We start from the raw sequence: 20,685 nt of genomic DNA, 5'->3' as shown, positions 1-20,685 counted from the left end.
ACTTGCGCCTGATGAGTAAACCAATTTGTTCGACCGGCCTGCGTTGGCTGTGGGTTGTAGTGGCGGTGCTGGCGCTGGATTTCGGCAGCAAACAGTGGATCCTCGCTAACTTTACGCTGGGCCAGTCCCAGCCGTTGATCCCGTCGTTCAACCTGTTTTACGCGCGTAACTACGGCGCCGCGTTCAGCTTCCTGGCCGACCATGGCGGTTGGCAGCGTTGGTTCTTTGCCGGCATCGCCATCGCCATCGTCGCGGTGCTGCTGGTGATGATGTACCGCAGCACCGCGCAGCAGAAGCTGAACAACATCGCCTACGCCTTTATTATCGGCGGGGCGTTGGGCAACCTGTTCGATCGCCTGTGGCACGGTTTCGTGGTCGACTTCATCGACTTCTACGTCGGTGATTGGCACTACCCGACCTTCAATCTGGCGGACAGCTTTATCTGCGTGGGTGCGGCGATGATCGTGCTGGAAGGTTTCCTGTCGCCGGCGAACAAAGGCGCAAAGAGCAAAGGTGAGTAATATGACGGCTCAGGTTATCAGTGACAGCGCGGTGCTGGTTCACTTTACACTGAAACTGGAAGACGGTTCGACCGCCGAATCCACCCGCAGCAGCGGCAAACCGGCGCTGTTCCGCCTGGGTGACGGCAGCCTGTCGGCGCCGCTGGAAGAGCAGCTGCTCGGCCTGCGCGCGGGCGATAAGCGCGCCTTTACCCTGCAGCCGGAAGCGGCGTTCGGCGCGGAGAACCCGGATCTGGTCCAGTTCTTCTCGCGCCGCGACTTCGCGGAAACCGGCGTGCCGGACGTGGGCACCATCATGCTGTTTACCGCGATTGACGGCAGCGAAATGCCGGGCGTGGTGCGCGCGGTGGCGGAAGATTCGATCACCGTCGATTTCAACCATCCGCTGGCGGGCCATCCGGTGACCTTCGACATCGAAGTGCTGGAGATTGATCCACAGCAGGAGGAGACGCATGCAAATATTGCTGGCTAACCCGCGCGGCTTCTGCGCCGGGGTTGATCGTGCGATCAGCATCGTGGAACGTGCGCTGGAGCTGTACGGTGCTCCGATCTACGTACGGCATGAAGTGGTGCACAACCGCTACGTGGTCGACAGCCTGCGTGAGCGCGGCGCCGTGTTTATCGAAGAGATCGCCGAAGTGCCGGACGGCTCTATCCTGATCTTTTCGGCGCACGGCGTTTCTCAGGCGGTGCGCGCCGAAGCCAAGGCGCGCGATCTGACCATGCTGTTCGACGCCACCTGTCCGCTGGTGACCAAGGTGCATATGGAAGTGGCGCGCGCCAGCCGCCGCGGCACCGAAGCGATTCTGATCGGCCATGCCGGGCATCCGGAGGTGGAAGGCACCATGGGCCAGTACAGCAATCCGCAGGGCGGCATGTACCTGGTCGAGTCGCCGGATGACGTGTGGAAACTGCAGGTGAAAGACGAAAACAACCTGTGCTTCATGACGCAGACCACGCTGTCGGTGGATGATACCTCGGACGTGATCGACGCGCTGCGTCAGCGCTTCCCGAGCATTATCGGTCCGCGCAAGGATGACATTTGCTACGCCACCACCAACCGTCAGGAAGCGGTGCGCAACCTGGCCGGCGATGCGGACGTGGTGCTGGTGGTGGGGTCGAAGAACTCCTCCAACTCTAACCGTCTGGCGGAACTGGCGCAGCGCGTCGGCAAACCGGCTTATCTGATCGATTCGGCGGCGGATATTCAGGAAAGCTGGCTGAGCGAAGCGCGCAATATCGGCGTTACCGCCGGCGCCTCGGCACCGGATGTGCTGGTGCAGGAGGTGATCTCCCGCCTGAAAGCGCTGGGCGGCCTGGACGTGCATGAAATCAGCGGGCGTGAAGAGAACATCGTGTTCGAAGTGCCGAAAGAGCTACGCGTGGACGTCCGTCAGATTGACTGAGGTGCGTGAGTGAATGACAACGGGGAGCTTAGGCTTCCCGTTTTTTTGGAATGCCAACGGCATTGAAAATAAAATGCTGAGTATATTCAAATTTTCTGCTAACTAAAGTCAAATTTATTCTGAGTATTTGAAATAGCGGTGGCGTCATTAATTATATAGGCTGAATGAAGTCATTAAATAGAATATCATTAGGCTGCAATCTAAATAGGGCCTGGTGTCGTCAACGTGATTACAATAATTACAATAGTAGTCTTGCAGATGTTTCTTATTTTATTCTTGTCGAATCTGTTCTAGGTCGTTTAATCCTTTCTCCTTTAAATAGAGCTTCATATGCTCCAGCAATCGCCGGACTTTTAATGGCTGGATCTCCCGTCTCGGCATAATGGCATAGCAATTAATTTCCGGTAATCGCCAGTCGGGCAATATTTCAATCAGCTCGCCGCTGCGCAACTCTCGTTCAACGTTGGCGAAGAAATTGCGAATGATGCCTTTGCCGGTCAGCGCCAGCTCCTTCATCGCCATGCCGCTGTTGGTGAACAGTCGCCCGGTCATGCGCATGCGGTGCTCGCCGCCGTCGCGATGGATCAGGCGAACAAACTGCGGATTGCCGAGCGGCGTAAAGGTGACCCAATGATGATGGGTCAGCGCCTGAGGCGAATCCGGCACCCCGTGGTGTGCCAGATAGGCTGGGGACGCGCACAGCACTTCGCGGCAGCGCGCCAGCCGCGTTGAGACGTAGCTGGAGTCAGCCAGCGCGCCGCCGCGTATTGCCAGATCGATGCGTTGCGCGATGAGGTCTATTCTCTCATCGTGGATTTCCAACCGCAGCGTGATGCGCGGGTGTTCGTCGAGGAAGCTCTGCAGCGCCGGCACCAGATAATGGGTGGCGAATTCGGTCGAGGTGGCGACGCGCAGTTCACCGACCAGCTCACCGCGCAGCGCGGCGATCCGCTGTTGCCCGCGCTCGGCGGCGTGGATCATCAGCAGACAATCTTCATAAAAGCACAATCCGGCTTCGGTCAGGCTCAATGAGCGCGTCGATCGCAACAGTAATTGAATGCCCAGATGTTCCTCCAGCTGGCGAATATGCTGGCTGACGGCCGATGTCGTCATGCCCAATTCTTTTGCCGCCATGCTGAATGCGCCACAATCGACCACTTTTGAGAAAATGGCCATGCGTTTTAAAATATTGCTCATAGTTTGTTAAGCACAACTTAACCTAGATTGTGATTTATACGGGCTAATAATATAGCACCATCTTTCCTATATTGCCTGAAGCATATAAACGACGGGCTGATTATTATTTTGCATGCGCTTTATCTCTTTTTGATAAATCTTATTGCGCTTGCCAATAATACACCCGTGCCACATCGCAACAGGAGCTCATTGTGGATAGCGCACAGAAAAAAGAAGAAATAGCATTAAAAATCCTACGTGAATTATTGCAATATCGACGTCGCCTCATCGCCGACGATGCTTCTCTGGCTGAAGAAGAGCTGCAGGTCACTCAGGTGCAATTGCCGCGCATTCGGGCATTCATTGAAAACGACCAGCGCATCGAATTCGTGCTGCCGGCTTTTCCGACCAAGTCACCCAACGCCAATAAGGTGATAGGCGCGGTGCCGGACATGGCGGAGCGGCTGTCGCTGATCTTCCTCAACTCGCTGTGCCAGCGCATTCAACTCTATTACCCGCCGGGCGCGCATATCGTTATCTGTTCCGACGGCCACGTGTTTGGCGATCTGATCCGCGTCAGCGACGAAGCGATCAACCATTATCAGCGCGAGATTGAAAGCCTGCTGCATGAAGTAGGCGCAACCCACCTGAGCGTATTCAACCTCGGCGACGTCAAAGGCCTGGCGGAGCATACCGATGACTACGATCTGCTGCGCCGGCTGTTGGTGGACGGCTATGCCGAATCGGAAGAGGCGATCAAGCGCCAGCTGATGCAGGACGAGCAGGGATTAATGCTGTATCGCGCCATCACGCGCTTCTTGTATGAAGACAGCCTCCTGCCGGGCTACAGCGGTTCCAACGCCGCGCTGCAAAAAGACGCCAAACGGCGCGCCTGCGGCGTTATCCAGCGCAGCTGGGCCTGGGGTAACCTGCTGGCCCAGCATTTCCCGGCGGCGATACGCCTGTCGATTCACCCGCAGCCGGCCGACAGCCTGAAGATAGGCATCCACATGATGCCGACCAAAGACGACTGGCTGACGCCGTGGCATGGCGTGGCAGCCAACGTTAACGGCCAGTTCGTGCTGATGAAGCGTAAAGATGCGCAGAGCCTGGACGGCGAATTGGTGGAGATCCGCGGCACGCCGAGCCATTACCTGATCGAACAACCGCAGATGGCCTGAGGCCGCTGCAGGCTTTTGCGCCCGAAATCCTGGCGGACGCGTTTTTGACGGCACGTTGCCGTGTGAGCAGCACATTCGATGCAAGGAGAATCACCGATGAATAACCAACCGCTTAATTGCCATATTCAACCGAATACCCCGTTCGGCGCGATCCTGACGCCGCAGCATCCGGGGCAAAAGATCGGCGAACTGCCGGTGGCAGCGCTGCGGGCGCTGGCGCAGGAGCATCACTTGCTGGTGCTGCGCGGATTCGACTCCGGTTTTAGCGATGGGGAGGTTTTGACGCGCTACGCCGAGCAGTGGGGCGAGATCATGATGTGGCCGTTTGGCGCGGTGCTGGACGTGAAGGAACATCCGGACGCCAAGGATCATATTTTCGACAGCAGCTACGTCCCGCTGCATTGGGATGGCATGTATAAGCCGACTATTCCCGAGTTCCAGCTGTTCCACTGCGTGGCGGCGCCGTCGCCGGACGAAGGCGGGTGCACTACCTTCGTCGACACCACGCGCTTGCTGGCCAATGCGGACGAAGCGTTGCTGGATCAGTGGCTGTCGGTCTCGATCACCTACCGCATCAAGCAGGTGGTGCACTACGGCGGTGAAGTCTGTTCGCCGCTGGTGGTGCAGCACCCGAACGGCAGGGGCTTGATCATGCGCTACAATGAACCGCCGACGGAGGGGAAAAAATTCCTCAATCAACATGCGCTGGAATATCACGGCGTGCCGGAACAACAGCAGGAACAGTTCCACCACACTCTGCAGCAGCATCTGTACGATCCGCGTCACTATTATGCCCACCAATGGCAACAGGGCGACGTGGTGGTGGCGGACAACTTCTCGCTGTTGCACGGCCGCGAGGGCTTTACCGCCCGTTCCGCGCGTCATTTGCAGCGCGTGCATATTCAAAGCAATCCGGTGTGCGCCAATCTGGCGCTGAAGCCGGCCAACGCAGAAGCTTAAAAGGAGCATTATGGCAAGGATACTGATGGCGGCGGTCGCCACTCCGGGGCACGTCTACCCGATGTTAGCTATCGCTCGCCACCTGATTGCCCAAGGGCATCAGGTGCGGGTGATGACCGGCGCGCTGTTCCGCGAACGCGCCGAGGCGGCGGGCGCGAGCTTCGTGCCGTTCGACGCGCAGGTGGATTTCGATTACCGCCACCTGGAGCAGCACTTCCCCGAGCGCGCCGCGCTGCCGCCGGGCAATGCGCAGATGGCGCTGGCGCTGAAAGATTTCTTCGCCGCGCCGATCCCGCTGCTGGATCGTCAGCTGCGTGCGGCCATCGCCGCCGAAAAGACCGATCTGCTGATGGTGGAGAACTGCTTCTACGGCGTGCTGCCGCTGCTGCAGTCTGCCGAACGGCCGCCGGTCTTCGGTATCGGCGTTACGCCGCTGTCGTATTCCTCGCGCGATGCTATTTTTTTATGGCCCGCGCATCCCGCCGGCGCTGCTGCCGCAGGCGTTGACCCGTGAGCAGCTGGTGGATGAAGAAACGCGCGTGCTGCTCGATGAAGTACAGCAGAGCTTCGATGCGGCGCTGGTGCAGGCGGGCGGGCGGGCGCTGGATCGCCCGTTCACCGACGCGCTGATCGGCGGCTGCGAGCGTTTCCTGCAGTTGGCTACCACGGCGCTGGAATATGAGCGTGACGATCTGCCGAGCGGCGTGCGCTTCGTCGGCCCGCTGCGCAGCGGCGGCCAGCCGGCGTCGGAAGAGACGCTGTGGGAGGCGGACGACCGCCGGCCGCTGGTGATTGTGACGCAGGGCACGCTGGCCAATGTCGATTTGCATCAGCTGATCGTGCCGACGCTGCAGGCGCTGGCGCATCTGCCGGTGCGGGTGTTGGCCACCACCGGCGGGCGGGCGACGGAAGGACTGATGGACGCGCTGCCGGCCAATGCCAGAGTGCGGGAGTTTATCTCCTTCGAACGCTGGTTGCCGGAGACGGCGCTGCTGATCACCAACGGCGGTTACGGCTCGATCAACTATGCGCTGAACAGCGGCGTGCCGCTGATCGTCGCCGGCACCGGCGAAGACAAACTGGAGGCGGCCGCGCGCGTGGTCGCCGCCGGCTGCGGCATCAGCCTGCACACCAGCACGCCAAGCCCTGAACAGATCCTGGCGGCGGCGACGCGCATTCTGCAGCAGCCGATCTATCGCCAGCGCGCGGCGCTGGTGCGTGAGGACTATGCCCGCCACGATGCGCTGACGGCGATCGCCAACGAAGTGGCCGCCATTACTGCCTGACTTCGCTGTGATCCTTTCTCCAGGCGCCATTTTCGGCGCCTTTTTTCTGCATTTTTTTGCCATGGAAACTGCATGATTATGTACAATCGTCGCAGGCCGCCAAATCGGTTGAATGTTAATCTCACGACAGCGCCGCTGATGAAAACGGGGGAATATCATAATTTTCTAATTATGAAATGAATCCTCTGGCGGCGCTGCAGCGGGGCAGTTACCCTGAATCGATAGCCTAATGGGATAGGCGTCAAATCAAGAAGAGAGCAAGCATGAGTGATTCACAAATCCGCATTGCGATTGCGGGCGCCGGCGGCCGGATGGGCCGTCAGTTGATCCAGGCGGTGCAGCAGGCGGAAGGCGTGGTGTTGGGCGCGGCGTTGTCGCGCCCGGGTTCAAGCCTGATCGGCGTCGATGCCGGCGAGTTGGCGGGCATTGGCGCGCTGGGCGTCAAGGTAAGCGACAGCCTGGAGAAAGTGGCGAGCGAGTTCGACATTTTGATCGACTTCACCCGCCCGGAAAGCACGCGGAACTACCTGGATTTTTGCGTGGCGCACCACAAGGCGATGGTGATTGGCACCACCGGCTTCGATGACGCGGGCAAGCAGGCGATCCGCGCTGCAGCGCAGCATATCGGCATCGTGTTCGCCGCCAACTTCAGCGTCGGCGTCAACCTGGTGCTGAAACTGCTGGAGAAGGCCGCGCAGGTGATGGGCGACTATACCGATATCGAAATCGTCGAGGCGCACCACCGCCACAAAGTAGATGCGCCGTCGGGCACGGCGTTGGCGATGGGCGAAGCGATCGCCGGCGCGCTGGGGCGCGATCTGAAAAGCTGTGCGGTCTATGCGCGCGAAGGCCATACCGGCGAGCGCGATCCGAAGAGCATCGGCTTTGCCACCATTCGCGCTGGCGACATCGTCGGCGAGCACACCGCGATGTTCGCCGACATCGGTGAACGGGTGGAAATTACCCATAAGGCTTCCAGCCGCATGACTTTTGCCAGCGGTGCGGTGCGCGCGGCTGCCTGGCTGCATAACCGGGATAAAGGTTTATTTGATATGCGCGACGTGTTGAATTTGGACCAGTTATAATTGATTTGCATACCATCGTGATGTGGTTGTATTGATCATAATGCTATGATAATCGGGCAATAATTTTATTGTCCTTTTTTTTAACATGATAAATATCATGTTGATTTTATTTCATTGCCAAAGCTGTTATTTGTCTGTGTTTACTTTGCTAATCATCTCCTTTTTTTCCACCCTCGGCTTTTTCAGCGTCTTTTTTGTCCCATTCCGGCGCTATTTTCCGTCATTCTTCCCCGCAACCGTTTTCCAGTCCCGGTTTTCTGTGTTTTTATCGCCGCTCAAGCCGCATGAGCGCCGAGAACTGCAAAAATAAAACAAAAAACGGCAGTTTGGGTAGACAAGCCAGGCACTCATCATTAAAATGCGCCCAATTTGCCAAAAATTGGCCTCGCGGACGGTTTTTGCATTGATTTAGATCGCGATATCTGAATTAATATGCAAATATTGTGATTGATTATTCCTTGGAGGGTGTTTTGATAAAGTCAGCGCTATTGGTTCTGGAAGACGGAACCCAATTCCACGGTCGGGCCATCGGGGCAGAGGGAACGGCAGTGGGGGAAGTGGTCTTCAATACGTCGATGACCGGTTATCAAGAAATCCTCACTGATCCTTCCTATTCCCGCCAGATCGTTACTCTTACTTATCCTCATATCGGCAATGTCGGCACCAATGCTTCCGACGAAGAATCCTCCGCAGTACACGCCCAAGGCCTCGTCATTCGTGACCTCCCGCTGATCGCCAGCAACTACCGTAATGAAGAAAGCCTGTCCGACTACCTCAAGCGTCACAACATCGTGGCGATCGCCGATATCGATACCCGTAAATTGACTCGCCTGCTGCGCGAAAAAGGCGCCCAGAACGGCTGCATCATCGCCGCCGATTCGCCGGACGCCGCGCTGGCTCTGGCCAAGGCGCAAGGTTTCCCGGGGTTGAAGGGCATGGATCTGGCGAAAGAGGTCACCACCCAAGAGGCCTACAGCTGGCAGCAAGGCAGCTGGACGCTTGAAGGCGACCTGCCGGAAGCCAAAACCGCCGCGGAACTGCCGTTCCACGTGGTGGCTTACGACTACGGCGCCAAGCGCAACATCCTGCGCATGCTGGTGGATCGCGGCTGCCGCCTGACCGTGGTGCCGGCGCAGACCCCGGCCGACGAGGTGCTGAAAATGAATCCGGACGGCATCTTCCTGTCCAACGGCCCGGGCGATCCGGAGCCGTGCGACTACGCCATCACCGCCATCAAACAGTTCCTGGAAACCGACATTCCGGTGTTCGGCATCTGCCTGGGCCACCAGCTGCTGGCGCTGGCCAGCGGGGCGAAAACCATGAAGATGAAGCTCGGCCACCACGGCGGCAACCACCCGGTGAAGGATCTGGACAACAACACCGTGATGATCACCGCGCAGAACCACGGCTTTGCGGTCGATGAGAACAATCTGCCGGCGAACCTGCGCGTGACGCACAAATCGCTGTTCGACCACACGGTGCAGGGCATTCACCGCACCGACAAAGCGGCGTTCAGCTTCCAGGGCCACCCGGAAGCCAGCCCAGGCCCGCACGACGCCGCGCCGCTGTTCGATCACTTTATCGAACTGATTGAGACTTACCGTTCTAACGCCAAATAATCAGGAGCAGTAAAAAATGCCAAAACGTACAGACATAAAAAGCATCCTGATCCTCGGCGCTGGCCCGATCGTTATCGGCCAGGCGTGTGAGTTCGACTACTCGGGTGCCCAGGCGTGTAAAGCGCTGCGCGAGGAGGGTTACCGCGTCATTCTGGTCAACTCCAACCCGGCGACCATCATGACCGACCCGGAAATGGCCGATGCGACCTACATCGAGCCGATCCACTGGGAAGTGGTGCGCAAGATCATCGAAAAAGAGCGCCCGGATGCGGTGCTGCCGACCATGGGCGGCCAGACGGCGCTGAACTGCGCGCTGGAACTGGAGCGTCAGGGCGTGCTGGCCGAGTTCGGCGTTACCATGATCGGCGCCACCGCCGATGCGATTGACAAGGCCGAAGACCGTCGCCGTTTCGACGTGGCGATGAAGAAAATCGGTCTGGATACCGCGCGTTCCGGCATCGCGCACACCATGGAAGAAGCGCTGGCGGTGGCCGCTGACGTCGGCTTCCCGTGCATCATCCGTCCTTCCTTTACCATGGGCGGCACCGGCGGCGGCATCGCCTACAACCGCGAAGAGTTCGAAGAGATCTGCGAACGCGGTCTGGATCTGTCGCCGACCAACGAGCTGCTGATCGACGAATCGCTGATCGGTTGGAAAGAGTACGAGATGGAAGTGGTGCGTGATAAGAACGACAACTGCATCATCGTTTGCTCCATCGAAAACTTCGACGCCATGGGCATCCACACCGGCGACTCGATCACCGTCGCGCCGGCCCAGACCCTGACCGACAAGGAATACCAAATCATGCGCAACGCCTCGATGGCGGTGCTGCGTGAGATCGGCGTCGAAACCGGCGGCTCCAACGTGCAGTTCTCGGTCAACCCGAAAACCGGCCGCCTGATCGTTATCGAAATGAATCCGCGCGTGTCGCGCTCTTCGGCGCTGGCGTCGAAAGCCACCGGCTTCCCGATCGCCAAGATTGCCGCCAAGCTGGCGGTGGGCTACACCCTCGATGAGCTGATGAACGACATCACCGGCGGCCGCACCCCGGCGTCGTTCGAGCCGTCCATCGACTACGTCGTGACCAAGATCCCGCGCTTCAACTTCGAGAAGTTCGCCGGCGCCAACGATCGCCTGACTACCCAGATGAAGTCGGTCGGTGAAGTGATGGCCATCGGCCGCACCCAGCAGGAGTCGCTACAGAAAGCGCTGCGCGGTCTGGAAGTGGGCGCCACCGGTTTCGACCCGAAAGTGAGCCTGGACGATCCGGAAGCGCTGACCAAAATCCGCCGCGAGCTGAAAGACGCCGGTTCCGACCGCATCTGGTACATCGCCGACGCCTTCCGCGCCGGTCTGTCGGTCGACGGCGTGTTCAACCTGACCAACGTCGACCGTTGGTTCCTGGTGCAGATTGAAGAGCTGGTGCGCCTGGAAGAGCAGGTGGCCGACGCGGGCATCAACGGCCTGAACCAAGAGTTCCTGCGCACCCTGAAGCGCAAAGGCTTCGCCGATGCGCGTCTGGCCAAGCTGGCCGGCGTCGCCGAGAGCGAAATTCGCAAGCTGCGCCACAGCTACGGCCTGCATCCGGTGTACAAGCGCGTGGACACCTGCGCGGCGGAATTCGCCACCGACACCGCCTATATGTACTCCACCTATGAAGAAGAGTGCGAGTCCAATCCGACCAACGACCGGCCGAAAGTGATGGTGCTGGGCGGCGGGCCGAACCGTATCGGCCAGGGCATCGAGTTTGACTACTGCTGCGTGCACGCTTCGCTGGCGCTGCGTGAAGACGGCTACGAGACCATCATGGTCAACTGCAACCCGGAAACCGTCTCCACCGACTACGACACCTCGGACCGCCTGTACTTTGAGCCGGTGACCCTGGAAGACGTGCTGGAAATCGTGCGCATCGAGAAACCGAAGGGCGTTATCGTGCAGTACGGCGGCCAGACCCCGCTGAAGCTGGCGCGCGAGCTGGAAGCCGCAGGCGTGCCGATCATCGGCACCAGCCCGGACGCCATCGACCGCGCCGAAGACCGCGAACGCTTCCAGCAGGCGGTCAACCGCCTGGGCCTGAAGCAGCCGGCCAACGCCACCGTCACCGCCATCGAGCAGGCGGTCGAGAAGGCGGCGGGCATCGGTTATCCGCTGGTGGTGCGTCCTTCCTACGTGCTGGGTGGCCGGGCGATGGAAATCGTCTATGACGAAACCGACCTGCGCCGCTACTTCCAGACCGCGGTCAGCGTGTCCAACGATGCGCCGGTGTTGCTGGACCGCTTCCTGGACGATGCGGTGGAAGTGGACGTCGATGCTATCTGCGACGGCGAGCGCGTGCTGATTGGCGGCATCATGGAGCACATCGAGCAGGCGGGCGTGCACTCCGGCGACTCCGCGTGTTCGCTGCCGGCGTACACCCTGAGCCAGGAAATTCAGGACGTGATGCGTCGTCAGGTGGAAAAACTGGCGTTCGAGCTGCAGGTGCGCGGCCTGATGAACGTGCAGTTCGCGGTGAAAGACAACGAAGTCTACCTGATTGAAGTCAACCCGCGTGCCGCGCGCACCGTGCCGTTCGTCTCCAAAGCGACCGGCGTGCCGCTGGCCAAAGTGGCCGCGCGCGTGATGGCAGGCAAAACGCTGGTCGAGCAGGGCGTGACCGAAGAGATCATCCCGCCGTACTATTCGGTGAAAGAAGTGGTGCTGCCGTTCAACAAATTCCCGGGCGTCGACCCGATTCTGGGGCCGGAAATGCGCTCTACCGGGGAAGTGATGGGCGTGGGCCGCACCTTCGCGGAAGCCTTCTCCAAAGCGATGCTGGGCAGCAACTCGGGCATGAAGAAGCAGGGCCGCGCGCTGCTGTCGGTGCGCGAAGGCGATAAAGCCCGCGTGGTCGATTTGGCCGCCAGCCTGCTGAAGCAGGGCTTCGAGCTGGACGCCACCCACGGCACCGCGGTGGTGCTGGGCGAAGCGGGCATCAACCCGCGCCTGGTCAACAAGGTGCACGAAGGGCGTCCGCACATTCAGGACCGTATCAAGAACGGCGAGTACACTTACATCGTCAACACCACGGCAGGCCGTCAGGCGATTGAGGACTCCAAGCTGATTCGCCGCAGCGCACTGCAGTACAAGGTGCACTACGACACCACGCTGAACGGCGGCTTCGCCACCGCGATGGCGCTGAAAGCGGATCCGACCGAGCAGGTGACGTCGGTGCAGGAAATGCACGCGCGCATCGGCAAGTAACCGCGCGATAACGCAACGTAAGGGGCGCTGCAGATGCAGCGCCCTTTTTTATTCAGCGAATTTTTCGGCTGGCGTTAAAAATTTCCGCTATCAATCAGTGGGCAAACTGTCACTCTGTGTGATTGGTATATGCTTGGTGTATTGGCAAGGAACGAAGGAACGACGATAACAATGATTCTGATAATTTATGCTCACCCGTATCCCCGGCATTCGCATGCCAATCACCGCCTGCTGCAGGCGGTGAAGGATCTCCCCGAGGTGGAGGTGCGCTCGCTGTATGAGCTGTACCCCGATTTCAATATCGACATCAACGCCGAGCAGCGGGCGGTGGAGCGCGCCGACCTGGTGGTGCTGCAACATCCGATGCAGTGGTACAGCTTCCCGCCGTTGTTGAAGCTGTGGATCGACAAAGTGCTGGAGCACGGCTGGGCCTACGGCCACGACGGCAATGCGCTGGTGGGTAAAGACTGCCTGTGGGCGGTGACCAGCGGCGGCGACGAGCACCACTTCGAGCTGGGCGACTTCCCCAACTTCGCCGCGCTGGCGCAGCCGCTGCAGGCCACGGCGATCTATTGCGGCATGACCTGGCTGCCTTATTTCGCCGTGCACAATACCTTTACCTGCAACGAGCCGGCGCTGCTTGCCGCCGGCGAAGCCTACCGCCAGCGGCTGGTCGACTACCTGATGGAACATGCCGAAGCGGAAACCCGGGAGGCCAGCCATGGATAATCACCACATGATGATCGAAGGGCTGATCTACCTCGGCTCCGCGGCGCTGTTTGTGCCGATCGCGGTGCGCCTGGGACTGGGCTCGGTGCTCGGTTACCTGATCGCCGGCTGCATCATTGGCCCCTGGGGGCTGAAGCTGGTGTCGGACGCCGAATCGATCCTGACCTTCGCCGAGATCGGCGTGGTGCTGATGCTGTTTATCATCGGCCTGGAGCTGGATCCTAAACGGCTGTGGACGCTGCGTGCCTCGGTGTTCGGCGGCGGCAGCATTCAGATGGTGGGCTGCGGCCTGGCGCTGAGCGCCTTCTGTTACTTCCTTGGCCTTAACTGGAAGGTGGCGTTGCTGATTGGCCTGACGCTGGCGCTCTCATCCACCGCCATTGCCATGCAGGCGATGAGCGAACGCAATCTGACGCCGTCGCCGATCGGCCGCAGCGCGTTTGCGGTGCTGCTGTTCCAGGATATCGCGGCGATCCCGCTGGTGGCGATGATCCCGCTGCTGGCCAGCAGCGGCGCCACCACCACGCTGGGCGCTTTCATGCTGTCGGCGGCCAAGGTGGTGGGCGCGTTGACGATGGTGGTGTTGCTCGGCCGCTACGTCACCCGCCCGCTGCTGCACTTCGTCGCCCGTTCGGGCATGCGCGAAGTGTTCAGCGCCGTGGCATTGTTCCTGGTGTTCGGCTTCGGCATCCTGCTGGAGATGGCCGGACTGTCGATGGCGATGGGGGCGTTCCTCGCCGGGGTGCTGTTGGCGAGCTCGGAATACCGCCACGCGCTGGAGAGCGATATTCAGCCGTTCAAGGGACTGCTGCTGGGGTTGTTCTTCATCGGCGTCGGCATGTCGATCGACTTCGGCACGCTGTTCCATCATCCGTTGCTGATCGCCTCGCTGCTGCTGGGCTTTATGCTGATCAAGGCGGCGTTGCTGTGGCTGATTGGGCCGCTGCTCGGCGTGCCGAAGCGCCAGCGCGGCCTGTTCGCCATTCTGCTGGGGCAGGGCAGTGAGTTCGCCTTCGTGATTTTCAGCGCCGCACAGCTGGCCGGCGTCTTGCCGGTTGAATGGGCCAAGTCGCTGACGCTGGCGGTGGCGCTGTCGATGGCGGCCACTCCGCTGCTGTTGGTGATCGCCGCGCAGCTGGAGAAAAATGCGCCGAAAGAGGATCGCCCGGCTGACGTCATTGATGACGAGAACGCCAGCGTGATCATCGCCGGCTTCGGCCGTTTCGGCCAGATCGCCGGTCGTTTGTTATTGGCCAACGGCGTGCACACCGTGGTACTGGATCACGATCCGGACCATATCGAAACGCTGCGTAAATTCGACACCAAGGTGTTCTACGGCGACGCCACGCGCGCCGATCTGCTGGAGGCCGCCGGCGCCGCTCACGCCAAGGTGCTGATCAACGCCATCGACGACGTGGAAGACAGCCTGGCGTTAACCGAGCTGGCCAGGCAGCACTTCCCGCATCTTAAGGTGGTGGCGCGGGCGCGCGACGTCGATCACTGGTATCAGCTGCGGCAGCTGGGGGTGGAAAAACCGGAGCGCGAAACCTTCGAAAGCTCGCTGCGCGTCGGCCGTGAAACGCTGGAGTTGCTGGGGCTGGACGCCTATGAGGCGCGCGAGAAAGCGGACACGTTCCGTCGCTATAACCTGAAGATGCTGGAAGATACGCTGGATAATTACCAGGATACTGAATTCCGTATCGCCAGCCTGCAGCGGGCCAAGGAGATGCTCAGCGCGGCCATCGAGCAGGATCAGAATCGGCTGGCGCGGGTGCAGCAGACCGGCTGGCGCGGCAGTATCGACGGCAAGGCGCCGGAGGATGAAGTGGTGGAAGCCAAAGGATAAGGGGAGGGGCGCCGTGATGGCGCCCCTTTTTTTGCTTAGCTCAGCGCGACCTTGATGCCTAAGGCGATCAACATGCCGCCCAGCAATTTGTCGACGATCTTCTGCGTCTTTTCCAGCCCGCGGCGCACCGGCCCGCTCTGGATCAAAAATACCAGCAGCGGCCACCAGATGACCGACAGGCCGAGAATAATCCCCGCGTACCACAGCTTGTCACCCAGACCGGAATCGATCTGCAGCACCTGGGTGAAGACCGCCAGGAAGAACAGGGTGGCTTTCGGATTCAGCAGGTTGCACAGGTAGCCTTGCGCAAAGGCGCTCTTCAGGCTGACCTGCTGCTGCGGCAGATTGCTGACGTTCATTTTGCCGCCGCCGCGCGACAGCAGCGCCTGGATGCCGATCCACACCAGATAGACCGCCCCGGCGTATTTCAGCAGGTTGAACAGCCACGGCGTGGTGGTGATCACCACCGCCAGCCCGGCGACGCAGTAGGACATGTGGGTGGCGACGCCGCAGATCACGCCGAAGGCGGTCATCATGGCGGCCAGCCGCGGGTAGCGGGCGGCGTTTTTGATCACCAGGAAAAAATCCGGGCCGGGGGAGAGCATGCCGAGGGCGGCAATGCCGGCGACGAACAACGAAGTTTCAAGCATGGGAGACGTCTCGCGCAAAAGGCAGCAATCTGGCGATAATAACGCCGCTTCCTCTGATGCGCATCAACCCAATGAGGTATTGTTAGGCTCTATGATAATAATTCATCTACCGCCCGCGACGGAGCACCATGCAGCAGACTACCGCCACAGACAGGCCGGAACCGCACCGGCAACAGCGTGAAATCACCCGACTGTGCATTCAATGCGCGTTGCTGCTGTTGCAGCACGGCGCCGAGAGCACGGTGGTGGAACAGTTATCAACTCGCCTGGGACTGGCGCTGGGCATGGACAGCGTGGAAAGCTCGATCTCCGCCAATGCGGTGGTATTGACCACTCTTAGCCATGGTGCCTGTCTGACCACCACCCGTAAGAACGTCGATCGCGGCATCAATATGCAGGTGGTGACCGAAGTGCAGCATATCGTGATCCTCGCCGAGCATCGCCTGGCGGATGCGCACGACGTGGCGCGCCGCTTTGAAAGGATCCGGCCGCTGCGCTACCCGCGCTGGCTGGTGGTATTGATGGTGGGGCTGTCCTGCGGGTGCTTCAGCATGCTCAACGGCGGTGGCGGCGACGCCTTCCTGGTGACCTTTATCGCCAGCGGCACGGCGATGTTGGTGCGCCAAATCCTCACCGCCCGCCAGATGAATCCGCTGATCAATTTCTGCCTGACGGCATTTGTCGCGACGTCGATCTCCGGACTGCTGCTGCGCCTGCCGGCGTTTAAAGACACCTCGAGCGTGGCGATGGCCGCCAGCGTGCTGCTGCTGGTGCCGGGCTTCCCGCTGATCAACGCGGTGGCCGACATGTTCAAGGGGCATGTGAATACCGGGCTGGCGCGCTGGGCGATGGCCAGCCTGCTGACGCTGGCGACCTGTATCGGGGTAGTGATGGCGATGTCGCTGTGGGATCTGCGGGGGTGGTCATGAATCTGTTGTGGGCCTTGTTGCAGGAGATGCTGTTGGCGGCGGTGCCGGCGCTGGGCTTCGCCATGGTGTTTAACGTGCCGCTGCGTGCGCTGCGCTATTGCGCATTGCTCGGGGCTATCGGGCGCGGTTCGCGCATGCTGATGATGCATGCCGGCATGAACATCGAGTGGGCCTCGCTGCTGGCGGCGATCCTGATTGGCATCATCGGCATCTACTGGTCGCGCTGGCTGCTGGCGCACCCGAAAGTGTTCACCGTGGCGGCGGTGATCCCGATGTTCCCCGGCATTTCCGCCTATACCGCGATGATAACTGTGGTGGAGATCTCGCATCTGGGCTACAGCGAGGCCTTGATGGAGACCATGATCACCAACTTCCTCAAGGCCAGTTTCATCGTCGGTGCCTTGTCGATCGGCCTGTCGTTACCGGGCCTGTGGCTGTACCGCAAACGCCCCGGCGTGTGAAATTTCCCGGCGGAAGAACGTTGGTTATTAGATATGCTGATAAGAGCTATCTTATATATTCATCTTGCTTGATTAGCCTATCGACGGCACTCAGGCCTTTACGTATAGTGTCACCAATTTTGCTGCCTACACAGGGTTAAACAATGATTATCAGCCTGATCGCTGCCTTGGCGGCGGATCGCGTTATTGGCATGGAAAACGCCATGCCGTGGCACCTGCCGGCGGACCTTGCGTGGTTTAAACGCAACACGTTGAATAAGCCGGTTATTATGGGCCGCAAGACCTTCGAGTCCATCGGCCGCCCGCTGCCGGGCCGCCACAATATCGTTTTGAGCAGCCGCCCGGGCAACGAAGCCGGGGTGACCTGGGTAACCTCGCTGGATGAGGCGCTGGCCGCCGCGGGCGAGGTGGAAGAAGTGATGGTGATCGGCGGTGGGCGCATCTATACCCAGTTGCTGCCGCGCGCCGACCGTCTGTACCTGACGCACATCGACGCCGAAGTCGGCGGCGATACCCACTTCCCGGATTACGAGCCGGACGAGTGGGAAACCACGTTCAGCGAATTCCACGATGCCGACAATCTGAACTCGCACAGCTACTGTTTCGAAATCCTGCAGCGCCGCTGATCTCAGCCTGTTAGCCAGTTATCCCCGGGGGGCGCAAGCAATTGCGCCCCCGGCCTTTTTATGCCGGTCATTCGTAACCTTTCCGTCACATTACCTGATTAGTATGAAGCCCAACTCCGAGCGCCACGGCAACTCTGGTGAATCTTGACCGCGGCGCCAAAACTAAAAAGGTAACCACGTTATGACCAAGCAAATTGAGCAATTAGACGCCGACCGCCTGATCGATCCCACTCGCCGCAAGCTGCTGCTCGGCAGCGCCGGCGCCGTCGGCCTGGCCGGTTTTCTCGGCGGCGGCATCTGGTCGGTCTCCGCCGAGGCGTTGGCCGAGGATCTGCCACCGAACAGGCTGCTGGGCTTTCAGGGCATCGCCGCATCTACCGCCGACGAGGTGACCATCGCACCGGGCTACCGTGCGGAGGTGCTGATCTCCTGGGGGGAGCCGCTGGTGGATGGCGCACCGGCCTTCGATCCGCAGGGCAACAACAGCGCCGCCGATCAGGAGAAGCAGTTTGGCGACAACAACGATGGCATGAGCTTCTTCCCTATCGATGACAATCACGGCGTGATGGCCATCAATAATGAATACGTTAACGAGCAGTACCTGTTCGCCCACGGCGGCGCCAAGGCCACCAGCCTGGAAGAGGTGCGCAAATCGCAGGCGGCGCACGGCGTCTCCATTGTCGCGGTCAAGCGGGTCGGCGACGGCCAGCGCTGGGAGGTGGAGCGCCCGTCGCGCTATAACCGCCGCATCACCGCCAACAGCGAGATGCAATTCAGCGGCCCGGCCGCCGGACATCCGCTGTTGCAGACCGCCGCCGATCCGAGCGGCCGCAAGGTGCTGGGCACCTTCGGCAACTGTGCCAACGGCAAGACGCCGTGGGGGACCTATCTGACCTGCGAGGAAAACTTCGATACCTATTTCGGTACCCGTCAGGCCGATTATCGCACCACGCCGGAACAGAAGCGCTACACGCTGAAGGCCAGCGAACCGGAGCGCAACTGGCCGGACTATGACGAGCGCTTCGATGTGGCGAAGAACCCCAACGAATTCAACCGCCACGGCTGGATCGTCGAGATCGATCCGTTGAATCCGACCTCGACGCCCATCAAGCACACCGCGCTCGGCCGCTTCAAACATGAAAACGCGGCGGTGACCGTGGCCAAAGACGGCCGCCTGGTGGTGTACATGGGCGACGACGAGCGCGGCGAACATATCTATAAGTACGTCTCCAAAGGCGTGGTCGACGCCGCCAATCCGGCCAACAATCGCACGCTGCTGGATGAGGGGACGCTGTACGTGGCGCAGTTCGACGGCGATGAAGCCGGCACGCCGCTGAAGGGCAAAGGACGCTGGATTGCGCTTGAGTTCGGCAAGAACGGCCTGACGCCGGAGAACGGTTTCCGCGATGAGGCCGAAGTGCTGATCTTCGCCCGCAAGGCGGCACAGCAGGTCGGCGCCACCAAAATGGATCGCCCGGAGTGGATCGCGGTGAACCCGCATGACGGGCGCGCGTACTGCACGCTGACCAACAACAGCAAGCGCGGCGAGGAAGGGATGCCGTTGAACGCCGCCAACCCGCGACCGAACAATATCTACGGCCAAATCATTCGCTGGGACGAGGGCGGCGATGCCACCGCCGACGTCTTCGCCTGGGACATCTATGCGCTGTGCGGCAACCCGATCGCCCATCCCGAAGGCGTCAACCGCGGCACGCCGAATATCACGGCGGAAAATACCTTCAACAGCCCGGACGGGCTGGGCTTTGATCGCGCCGGCCGTCTGTGGATCCTCACCGACGGCAAGTACAGCAACAAGGGCGATTACGTCGGGCAGGGCAACAATCAGATGCTGGTGGGCGATCCGGTCAGCGGCGAGATCCGCCGTTTCATGGTGGGGCCGAAGTCCTGTGAACTGACCGGCATCACCTTCACCCCGGACTACAAGACGATGTTCGTCAACGTACAGCATCCCGGAGAAGAAGGCGATTCGCACTTCCCGAACAACAGCCCGCGCCCGCGTTCATCGGTGTTGATGATCACGCGTGATGATGGCGGAGTGATTGGGGCGTAAGGTGGCAATACAGAACAAAGGCGGCCACCGGGCCGCCTTTATCGTTTCAGGATGCGGCTAATCTGCCGGCGTGGTCAGTCGCTTCGCCGCGATTGGCGGGCTGCGTGAAGTAACGGCGGTCTTCCCAGCGCAGCATCGTCAGATCGCCGCCCCAGCAGCAGCCGGTATCCAGCCCGATCACGCCCTCCGGCGTGCCCTTGCCTTCCAGCGAGGCCCAGTGGCCGAAGATGATGGTGTATTCCGGGTCCACCAGGCGCGGCAGCTCGAACCACGGTTTCAGCGGCGCCGGCGCGCTGCCCGGCGCATCTTTGCAGATCATGTCGAGCTGGCCGTTGGGGAAGCAGTAGCGCATGCGCGTCAGCGCATTGGTGCTGAAACGCAGACGCGCCAGGCCACTCAGCTCCGGCGCCCAGTTGTTCGGCATGTCGCCGTACATGGCGTCGAGGAACAGCGGATAGCTGTCGCTGCTCAATACCGCCTCCACTTCGCGCGCGCACATTTTCGCGGTGTCGATGTCCCACTGCGGGGTGATGCCGGCGTGGGCCATCACCAGTTTTTGCTCATCATCCACCTGCAGCACCGGTTGGCGGCGTAGCCAGTTGATCAGCTCGTCGGCGTCCGGCGCTTCCAGCAGCGGCGTGATGCGATCTTTGGGTTTGTTGCGGCTGATGCCGGCGTAAACCGCCAGCAGGTGCAGATCGTGGTTGCCCAGCACCATGCGCACCGCCGGGCCGAGCGAGCGCACATAGCGCAGCACGTCCAGCGAGGCGGGGCCGCGCGCCACCAGATCGCCGGTCAGCCACAGTTGATCGCGCTCGGGATCGAACGCAACCTGAGCCAGCAGCGACTTCAGTTCATCGAAACAGCCGTGAACGTCGCCGATAAGGTATGTCGACAT

At 60.6% G+C, this 20,685-nt stretch carries 17 protein-coding genes and 1 pseudogene; 15 read left to right on the top strand and 3 right to left on the bottom strand.

Going from position 1 to position 20,685, the window contains the following annotated elements; genetic code table 11:
• Nucleotides 1–11 precede the first annotated feature (11 nt).
• The 3 genes from lspA to ispH are packed head-to-tail and all read left to right on the top strand — an operon-like array spanning nucleotide 12 to nucleotide 1,927.
• Nucleotides 12–521 carry a signal peptidase II gene (gene lspA / locus L085_RS00815; protein WP_044031908.1) on the top strand — a complete coding sequence of 170 codons (510 nt, stop codon included), beginning with the start codon at nucleotides 12–14 and terminating at the stop codon, nucleotides 519–521.
• A gap of 1 nt (nucleotide 522) precedes the next feature.
• Complete coding sequence (fkpB, locus tag L085_RS00810; RefSeq protein ID WP_016929135.1) at nucleotides 523–993, top strand: FKBP-type peptidyl-prolyl cis-trans isomerase; 471 nt, start codon at nucleotides 523–525, stop codon at nucleotides 991–993.
• Nucleotides 974–1,927 (top strand): 4-hydroxy-3-methylbut-2-enyl diphosphate reductase, encoded by a 954-nt coding sequence (gene ispH / locus L085_RS00805; RefSeq protein ID WP_004932946.1) that lies wholly within the window; start codon nucleotides 974–976, stop codon nucleotides 1,925–1,927. The genes fkpB and ispH overlap by 20 nt, the downstream gene beginning before the upstream one ends.
• A 270-nt stretch (nucleotides 1,928–2,197) precedes the next feature.
• On the opposite strand, the gene L085_RS00800 is transcribed toward ispH, so the two are convergent.
• A complete protein-coding gene (locus tag L085_RS00800; RefSeq protein ID WP_021505363.1) occupies nucleotides 2,198–3,103 on the bottom strand; it encodes a LysR family transcriptional regulator in 906 nt (301 codons plus the stop codon).
• 212 nt (nucleotides 3,104–3,315) lie between these two features.
• Here L085_RS00800 and pvcA point away from each other — a divergent pair, with 212 nt between their 5' ends.
• The 8 genes and pseudogenes from pvcA (at nucleotide 3,316) to kefC (ending at nucleotide 15,050) form a co-directional block, all read left to right on the top strand.
• Nucleotides 3,316–4,284 (top strand): L-tyrosine isonitrile synthase, encoded by a 969-nt coding sequence (pvcA, locus tag L085_RS00795; RefSeq protein WP_044029713.1) that lies wholly within the window; start codon nucleotides 3,316–3,318, stop codon nucleotides 4,282–4,284.
• Between the two features lie 96 nt (nucleotides 4,285–4,380).
• Nucleotides 4,381–5,244 carry a TauD/TfdA family dioxygenase gene (locus tag L085_RS00790; protein WP_016929131.1) on the top strand — a complete coding sequence of 288 codons (864 nt, stop codon included), beginning with the start codon at nucleotides 4,381–4,383 and terminating at the stop codon, nucleotides 5,242–5,244.
• Between the two features lie 25 nt (nucleotides 5,245–5,269).
• Nucleotides 5,270–6,530 (top strand): annotated as a pseudogene (locus tag L085_RS00785) (nucleotide disphospho-sugar-binding domain-containing protein).
• 263 nt (nucleotides 6,531–6,793) lie between these two features.
• Nucleotides 6,794–7,615: a 4-hydroxy-tetrahydrodipicolinate reductase gene (dapB, locus tag L085_RS00780; RefSeq protein WP_021505361.1), complete on the top strand. Its 822-nt coding sequence runs from the start codon at nucleotides 6,794–6,796 to the stop codon at nucleotides 7,613–7,615.
• Nucleotides 7,616–8,085: 470 nt separating this feature from the next.
• On the top strand, nucleotides 8,086–9,234 hold the full coding sequence (carA, locus tag L085_RS00775) for a glutamine-hydrolyzing carbamoyl-phosphate synthase small subunit (protein WP_004932920.1): 1,149 nt from the start codon (nucleotides 8,086–8,088) through the stop codon (nucleotides 9,232–9,234).
• 16 nt (nucleotides 9,235–9,250) lie between these two features.
• Nucleotides 9,251–12,475: a carbamoyl-phosphate synthase large subunit gene (gene carB / locus L085_RS00770; protein ID WP_044029712.1), complete on the top strand. Its 3,225-nt coding sequence runs from the start codon at nucleotides 9,251–9,253 to the stop codon at nucleotides 12,473–12,475.
• 171 nt (nucleotides 12,476–12,646) lie between these two features.
• Nucleotides 12,647–13,204, top strand: a complete 558-nt coding sequence (gene kefF / locus L085_RS00765) for a glutathione-regulated potassium-efflux system oxidoreductase KefF (RefSeq protein WP_004932911.1) — start codon at nucleotides 12,647–12,649, stop codon at nucleotides 13,202–13,204.
• A complete protein-coding gene (gene kefC, locus L085_RS00760) occupies nucleotides 13,197–15,050 on the top strand; it encodes a glutathione-regulated potassium-efflux system protein KefC (protein ID WP_021505358.1) in 1,854 nt (617 codons plus the stop codon). The genes kefF and kefC overlap by 8 nt, the downstream gene beginning before the upstream one ends.
• Before the next feature lie 35 nt (nucleotides 15,051–15,085).
• On the opposite strand, the gene L085_RS00755 is transcribed toward kefC, so the two are convergent.
• Nucleotides 15,086–15,700: a LysE family translocator gene (locus L085_RS00755; RefSeq protein WP_015376619.1), complete on the bottom strand. Its 615-nt coding sequence runs from the start codon at nucleotides 15,698–15,700 to the stop codon at nucleotides 15,086–15,088.
• A gap of 128 nt (nucleotides 15,701–15,828) precedes the next feature.
• On the opposite strand from L085_RS00755, the gene L085_RS00750 reads away from it, so the two are divergent.
• The 4 genes from L085_RS00750 to L085_RS00735 all read left to right on the top strand — a co-directional run bounded on the left by L085_RS00750 (nucleotide 15,829) and on the right by L085_RS00735 (nucleotide 19,787).
• Nucleotides 15,829–16,629: a threonine/serine exporter ThrE family protein gene (locus tag L085_RS00750; protein ID WP_015376620.1), complete on the top strand. Its 801-nt coding sequence runs from the start codon at nucleotides 15,829–15,831 to the stop codon at nucleotides 16,627–16,629.
• A complete protein-coding gene (locus L085_RS00745) occupies nucleotides 16,626–17,090 on the top strand; it encodes a threonine/serine exporter (protein WP_015376621.1) in 465 nt (154 codons plus the stop codon). The genes L085_RS00750 and L085_RS00745 overlap by 4 nt, the downstream gene beginning before the upstream one ends.
• 143 nt (nucleotides 17,091–17,233) lie before the next feature.
• Nucleotides 17,234–17,716: a type 3 dihydrofolate reductase gene (gene folA, locus L085_RS00740; RefSeq protein ID WP_033631766.1), complete on the top strand. Its 483-nt coding sequence runs from the start codon at nucleotides 17,234–17,236 to the stop codon at nucleotides 17,714–17,716.
• Between the two features lie 181 nt (nucleotides 17,717–17,897).
• Nucleotides 17,898–19,787: a PhoX family phosphatase gene (locus L085_RS00735; protein ID WP_044029711.1), complete on the top strand. Its 1,890-nt coding sequence runs from the start codon at nucleotides 17,898–17,900 to the stop codon at nucleotides 19,785–19,787.
• 46 nt (nucleotides 19,788–19,833) lie between these two features.
• Here L085_RS00735 and apaH read toward each other — a convergent pair whose 3' ends face one another.
• Complete coding sequence (gene apaH / locus L085_RS00730; protein ID WP_044029709.1) at nucleotides 19,834–20,685, bottom strand: bis(5'-nucleosyl)-tetraphosphatase (symmetrical) ApaH; 852 nt, start codon at nucleotides 20,683–20,685, stop codon at nucleotides 19,834–19,836.

The sequence above is a fragment of the Serratia sp. FS14 genome, from assembly GCF_000695995.1.
GTDB lineage: Bacteria > Pseudomonadota > Gammaproteobacteria > Enterobacterales > Enterobacteriaceae > Serratia > Serratia nematodiphila.
Note: the sequence above shows the minus strand (reverse complement) of the source record. Positions and strands in the feature narration are given on the sequence as shown.